Genomic DNA, 6,248 nt, shown 5'->3' with positions numbered 1-6,248 from the left:
CCTGGGCTACCTGCCGGGAGGCTTGTCGGCCGGAGCCTTGGCGAAGGCTGGCGAGCACCCGCTGATCACCTCTCCGGACACCACGGTCTCGGCGCTGGAGCAGGCCGCCTCGCTGCTTGTTCCCGGAGGCATCATGGTGATCTCCCTGTACACCGGCCATGAAGGTGGCCCGGAAGAGGCGCAGGCCGTGGAGAGTTGGGGGTCGGCACTTTCGCCCAAGCACTACAACGTCTGGTGCAGCCGCCAGTTGAACCGGCCGCCGGTGGCACCGTACCTTGTGTTGGTGGAAAAGATTTAAGCCCCCTTGCCCCCTTGGGGGAGAGGGCAGGGGTGAGGGCGGGACTTTTCGCCGCGTTGAGGCACCCTCACCCGGCCTTCGGCCACCCTCTCCCCTAAAGGGGCGAGGGGATGACAGCAGTGTTTATGCTTTTTATCCCTTTCATCCTGTTCATCCCTGTTAAATTAGCCTTTGATTTGTTTTGAAAGGACGCGATGTTTCGTCAGTTACTCCCATTTCTGATCACCGCCCCGGCGCTTGCCTATGCCGGCATCACCCTGCAGTGCGGTCGCAGCTTCTTCGGCAAAAAAGAGAAGCTCCCGGACTTCGCCCCCCCGGTCTCCATCCTGAAACCGGTCAAGGGGATGGACGGCGAGAGCTTTGAGAATTTCGCCTCCTTCTGCCGCCAGGATTACCCCGCCTACCAGATCGTCTTCGCAGTCGCTGCCCCGACCGATCCCGTCATCCCGGTGATCGAGCGGGTGATGGAGGCCTTCCCGCAAGTCGACATCTCGCTGGTAGTGGACGGCGCCATCCACGGGGCGAACTACAAGGTCTGCAACCTCATGCATGCCTACGCCAAGGCAAAACATCCCTTCCTGATCGTCTGCGACAGCGACATCCGGGTGCGCCCGACCTACCTGCGCGAGGTCTGCGCACCGTTCGCCGACGCCGAGGTGGGGCTTGTCACCTCGCTCTACCGCACCTCCGGCGTAAAAGGGGTGGGGTGCGCCATCGAGGCGCTCGGTTTTTCCTGCGAGATGGTCCCCAACGTGATGGCGGCCCTGAAGCTGGAGGGTCTGAGTTTCGCGCTGGGAGCGTCCATGGCGGTCAGGCGAAGCGCCCTGGAGCGGATCGGCGGCTTCGAGGCGCTGGTCGATTACCTGGCCGACGACTACCAGCTCGGCAACATGATCCACCGGGCCGGTTTCCGGCTGGAGCTCTCCCCCTATTTCGTGGAGAGCATCATGAGGGGGAGCGAGTCGGTATCGGAGGTGCTGGTGCGCCAGCTTCGCTGGGGTCGCACCATGCGGGTATCAAGGCCCGGCGGCTACTGCGCCTCGGGGATCACGCTCCCCTTTCCGGGAGCCCTGCTTGCCCTGCTGGTTTCTGGTTTTTCGCTGGAGGGTTTTGCCGCGGCGGGGCTTTTGTACCTGGTGCGAAGTGCGGTTTCCCTGAACTACAGCCGCGCCTTCGTGAAGGACCGGCTGCTGCCGCGCTGGCTTTGGCTGCTGCCAATCAGGGACGCCTTCTCCTTCGGGGTGTGGGCGCTCTCGCTGGTGGGTAACCGAGTGCTGTGGCGGGGGCACCTGTTCAGGCTGAACAGGGGGGGGAAGATCGTCGAGATCGCGTGAGGTAACGTCCGATCAACGTGTTCGGTCCCTTAGGCCGTTCGCCCTGAACCTGTGGAAGGGCTGCTTGTGGTAGTCGGCCAAGGGGTGCTTCGACAAGCTCAGCATGAACGGCAGCCGACCTGCTTCTTCCAGGCTCCTAGAATTCCTACTTTCTGAGCAGCCACAGGATGAGGGAGAGCACGACGGAGATGATGATGCTGGTAGCGAGGGGGAAATAGAAGGAGAAGTTCTCCCGCTTTATGTAGATGTCGCCCGGCAGCCGCCCAAGCCACGGGATGCGCCCGGCGAGGGTTAAAAGCACCCCGACGGCGGCGATGATCAGGCCGAGGACAATCAGTGATTTTCCAAGCGAGGGCATAACAACCTCAATCGAAGGGCAAATAGTAAGGGCTGAAGGGGAAGGGAATGAGCACGCGTGCTTTTCCTTATCACCTTCAGCCCTTAGCTTATTTTACCCTATTTCTTTACGTACCTGTCTTTTTCGCTGTAGATGCAGCCGCAGTACTTCTGGCGGTAGAGTCCCATCTCCTTGGAGAGATTGATCCCCTCCTGCCAGCCCCGCCGGAAGTCGTCGTAGTGGAACTTCACCCCGTAGCGCTCCCCGAGACTTTGGCCGTATTCCCGGATCAGCTCCTGGTTCTGATACCTGCTGTACAGAAGGGTCGAGGAGAAGGCCTTGAAACCCAATTCCGCAGCCGCTTTGGCTGCCTCCTCCATCCTGGAGCGGTAGCAGTAGCCGCAGCGCTGCTGGGGCTCCGCCGCCACGTTGGTGAGGAACTCCTCCAGCAGGTACTCCTCCCGGTAGATCACCTCGAGATCCACCAGCTTGGCGTACTGGCGGAGCGCCTCCAGCCGCAGCTTGTACTCGGTGTACGGGTGGATGTTGTGGTTGTAGAAGAAGCCGGTCACCTCCACCCCGCCGGACCTCAGTTCCTTGACGGGGTAGATGGCGCACGGGGCGCAACAGATGTGCAGCAGAACTTTCATATTCCTGTCACCAATGCCGTGGGGGCGCCGGAAAGCGCCCCCACGGTAAGGACTGTTCAGACAACCGTTCTCTGCCGGCTACTTGCGCTCCGGCTGGGTCAGGTTGCACAGATAGTTGAATGCGCGGCTGGAGGTGGCCGTCGTGGTTCCCTTGACGTAGGTTACCGGGTCGGTTGCCACCGCCGTAACGCCGACGCTCATGTTGACGGTCCGGTCGTCGAGGTAGTCGATGGTGTCGTAGATCAGCCTGCGGGCGTAGGTCCTTGCGTGAGCGAAGGCGGCAGGCTCCCTGGTAAGCAGGTTGATGTTGAAGCAAGCCCCCATGATCCTGCGGCCGAAGTCCTGGTCCTTGGTCCCGCGCGTCCAGTCTTTCACGGCGGTCTTGCCGGTGGGGTCGACGGTCAGGTCGTAGAAGTAGGGATGTGCCGCAGGGTTGTAACTGATGTTGTATTTCGCCAGCAGGACCTTCTCCGCAAGGGTCAGCGCGTTTTCAAAGTCCTCCGCGTTCTCGTCGATGAAGGTTCGCACCGCGGTCGGCGTGATGCCGTTGACCGGGACTTCCGAATAGTGGCAGTTGACGCAGACCTGGCTGAAGGTGTTGGTGTTGATGGCCAGGGTGTGGCTGGTGGTCCGGTGATTGGTGGAGAGCGCACCGTTGCTGTCGGCAGCGTTGAGGTGGCAGGTCACGCAGGGACCGTCGGTGTCCATGGTGCCGGGGAGCCAGGCGGCGAGGAGCCCTCGGCTGGGCGCGACGTGGTTGTCGCCGTTGATGAGCGGAGTGCCGAACCTGCGGTGCGCACTGTTGACCTGCCCCGGAGGAGCGGCAGGAGTCGCGGGGCCGACGTACATGGTGTAGGAATCGCCGTAGGTGAACTTGGCGGTGCTGGCCGAGGCGGCGGCGTTGGCCGGTGCGGTCATGGTGGTGAAGTTCTTGAAGCCGATCTTCATGTACATGAGCCCGGCGACGGCCAGGTAGTGGGAGTTGACGAAGGATGCTTTGGTGAAGTCGGTGATCTTCGCGATATCGTCCCCGCTGGCCCGGCCGGCGTGGCAGGGGATGCACAGGTTGGAGGCACCGTTGTCGGGGAAGGTAGCGGCCTTGCCGTCTGCCGTGTAGGGGGCGGTGAAGGCAGGGATCTGGCGGACGCTGTTCTTGAAGTCGTAACTCGAGTGGCAGCCGTCGCAGGCCAGCACCTCGCGGGTTGCATCGCCGGCCCCAAACCCCTGGGTAGGAGTGGTGAAGCCGCTGGCCACGAATGCCTTGAAGCCGGTGGTGGTGTGGCAGCGGATGCAGGCCGCATTGGCCTTGAAGTCGCGGTTGGACCAGGCGACTCCGGTGGGGGAGCCGTGTTGGGACTTGGCGTAGTCGTGGTGGTTTTGAAGCAGCGTGTTGTTGTGCGGGTTATGGCAGGCGCGGCAGCGTCCCACGTATTGGCCGCTCACGTACTGTGCGCGCTGAGTTGCCGGCAGCAGGCGGGCCGACGAGTAGCCGTAGTGCTGCGGGGCGAGGGTCATCATGGCGTCGTCGGGGTGGGTCGGGCCGTGGCACTTGGCGCACTTGCCGGCCTGGTCGGGGTTGACGGTGACGCCGAAGCCCCCTCCGCCGTGGCACTTGTTACAGGTGTTGGGGTGTCCGTTGTCGGGCTCGTGGCAGTCAGCGCACCCCGCCCCGTTTTTGGACTTGTGCACGGAAGCGAGCCACTCGGTCGCGATCAGGGTGCCGGTCACCGGCGAGGCGGTGGCGCCGTGGCAGGTTTCATTCATGCAGCTCTGGGATGCGGCCAGCTTGGAAGCGCCGGCCACAGACGAACTCGAGCCGCCGCCGCAGCCCGCCTGAACGAGGATCAGAACAATAAAAGACAATAGAAACAGGCATTTTAGACGCATAACATCCCTCGTGATGGTTTTGAGGGACACTTATAGCATTTCCGCCGCTAAAAATGTAGATAAAAATGAGCCTCGCTTCACTGCGTATCTTCCAGCCGCCTCGGTCCTTTTTTGTTAAGTTGACTTCACATCGTCAATATAGTATTAATCGCCCCTGCGTACTGTGTCTTGCCTGCGGTAGGTATACAGCGAGGATGGGAAATTTTTATTTATTAGTGCAATTTAACTGGCTAGTCTGCTATTTTGTTATCTATGTGCAGGAGATTGTTATGCTTCTCAGGAATTGTCGTCTTGTTCTAGTAGTGCTTGTCGTCCTCGCCGTCTCTCCCTTCTTCCGTATCGGCACCGCCCACGCCATCCCGGCCTTCAGCAGATTGCACAAGACTGAGTGCTCCACCTGCCACACCATCTACCCGGAACTTAACGAGTTCGGCGAGGCCTTCCGCAAGCTGAACTACGTCTACCCCGGCAAGAAGAAGGGGGCCCCGACGGCCGGTGAAGAGGCCGCCAAGGAAGGCAAGGGCGCCGGCAAGGATGCTGACAACGAGTGGGCCTTTCTCTCCGGCCTGCCGCTGATCCTCCCGGTCTCGCTGACCGGCACCCTTGACCTCGCCTACGACGAAGACGCCTTCCAGAAGCAGAAGCTCCAGCTGTCGGCCAGGTCCCTGAGGCTGCAGGCAGGGGGGACCTTCCGCGATCTGGTGGCCTTCTACATCACCTACAACCTCTACACCCAGGGGTTGCAGACCGGTACCCAGATCAACAGCCTGGTCAACAACACCAACACCCCGCCCAACAACACCCCCAACATCAGCGAGATGTACGCCGTCTGGAATCAGGCGTTCGGGAGCCCGCTCAACCTGAAGGTCGGCCGCATGGAGCCGAGCCTGTCGCTTTGGAAACGGAGCAACAAGGTCCTCACCGTTCCCGCCTACGCCTCCACCGCTTACCTGGTGGGCAACTCCCCCTTCAGCCTGGACGCTCCCGAGGACGCGGCCGAGATCAACGCGGTGCTCTTCAACCGGTTGTTCGTGGCAGGTGGCGCCGTCAACCGCAACGGCCAGAATCACTACGACGGCTACGGCAGCGCCTCCTTCAAGTTCGGCGGCACCGACTACAAGGGGAACGAGCCGGAGATCGACCTGGACAAGGAAAGCATCTGGGACTACCTGGCCATCACCTGGGGTGTCTATGGCTACTCCGGCCGCAACGGCCAGTTCGACAACCTCGGCATCGTCAGCAACTTCAACGACTTCTACCGGGTCGGCTCCGACATCGACATCCTCTACAAGAGGCTGCATGTCAAGGGGAGCGGTGTTTTCGGCAACGATTCCAACCCGCAGTTCTCCACCACCCCGGTCTCTTTCGACAGCCATGCCTACACCTTTGAAGCGGAATACTACCTGGGGGCACCCATCAACGTGATCCCGCTCTTCAGGTACGAGTACCAGTCGAGTCTCCAGGGCGGCATCCACCGCTACATCCCGGGCATCGCCTACACTCCGCTGCAGAACACCAAGCTGACGCTGGAGTACATCTACACCGACGCCCCCGAGGGGAGAAACCGCACCACCGTCGCCGCCCTGGCCTTCAGCTTGTAAGGCGCCAGGTCGCCGACCATCGCTTCATCCCGCGCCCTGCCGACTCTCCCCTCGCCCCTGCGGGAGAGGGCCGGGGGTGAGGGAGGCTCGCCCCGGTGGGAAGTTCCCTCACCCTAACCCTCTCCCGGGGGGAGAGGGGAC

The 6,248-nt window shown here is 61.7% G+C and carries 6 protein-coding genes; 3 read left to right on the top strand and 3 right to left on the bottom strand.

Going from position 1 to position 6,248, the window contains the following annotated elements:
• Both VJ604_RS03885 and hpnI read left to right on the top strand, forming a co-directional pair.
• On the top strand, positions 1-298 hold a 298-nt coding region (locus VJ604_RS03885; protein ID WP_324080067.1), incomplete at its 5' end, for a tRNA (mnm(5)s(2)U34)-methyltransferase.
• A 194-nt stretch (positions 299-492) separates the two neighbouring features.
• Complete coding sequence (gene hpnI, locus VJ604_RS03880; RefSeq protein ID WP_324080066.1) at positions 493-1,632, top strand: bacteriohopanetetrol glucosamine biosynthesis glycosyltransferase HpnI; 1,140 nt, start codon at positions 493-495, stop codon at positions 1,630-1,632.
• Between the two features lie 145 nt (positions 1,633-1,777).
• On the opposite strand, the gene VJ604_RS03875 is transcribed toward hpnI, so the two are convergent.
• The 3 genes from VJ604_RS03875 to VJ604_RS03865 form a co-directional block, all read right to left on the bottom strand.
• Complete coding sequence (locus tag VJ604_RS03875) at positions 1,778-1,990, bottom strand: DUF2905 domain-containing protein (RefSeq protein ID WP_324080065.1); 213 nt, start codon at positions 1,988-1,990, stop codon at positions 1,778-1,780.
• A 98-nt stretch (positions 1,991-2,088) separates the two neighbouring features.
• Positions 2,089-2,619, bottom strand: coding sequence for an epoxyqueuosine reductase QueH (locus tag VJ604_RS03870; protein ID WP_324080064.1), 531 nt, complete (start codon positions 2,617-2,619; stop codon positions 2,089-2,091).
• Positions 2,620-2,697: 78 nt separating this feature from the next.
• Complete coding sequence (locus VJ604_RS03865) at positions 2,698-4,482, bottom strand: hypothetical protein (RefSeq protein WP_324080063.1); 1,785 nt, start codon at positions 4,480-4,482, stop codon at positions 2,698-2,700.
• Between the two features lie 293 nt (positions 4,483-4,775).
• On the opposite strand from VJ604_RS03865, the gene VJ604_RS03860 reads away from it, so the two are divergent.
• Positions 4,776-6,107, top strand: coding sequence for a porin (locus VJ604_RS03860; protein WP_324080062.1), 1,332 nt, complete (start codon positions 4,776-4,778; stop codon positions 6,105-6,107).
• Positions 6,108-6,248: the final 141 nt, after the last annotated feature.

This window comes from Geomonas sp., assembly GCF_035254065.1.
In the GTDB taxonomy this organism is placed as follows: Bacteria; Desulfobacterota; Desulfuromonadia; order Geobacterales; family Geobacteraceae; genus Geomonas.
This window is presented reverse-complemented; position numbering and strand designations above follow the sequence as displayed.

Bases quoted from the DNA above. Each gene is read 5' to 3' on its own strand.
- hpnI (WP_324080066.1), top strand. From the start codon at position 493: ATGTTTCGTCAGTTACTCCCATTTCTGATCACCGCCCCGGCGCTTGCC.
- VJ604_RS03875 (WP_324080065.1), bottom strand. From the start codon at position 1,990: ATGCCCTCGCTTGGAAAATCACTGATTGTCCTCGGCCTGATCATCGCC.
- VJ604_RS03870 (WP_324080064.1), bottom strand. From the start codon at position 2,619: ATGAAAGTTCTGCTGCACATCTGTTGCGCCCCGTGCGCCATCTACCCC.
- VJ604_RS03860 (WP_324080062.1), top strand. From the start codon at position 4,776: ATGCTTCTCAGGAATTGTCGTCTTGTTCTAGTAGTGCTTGTCGTCCTC.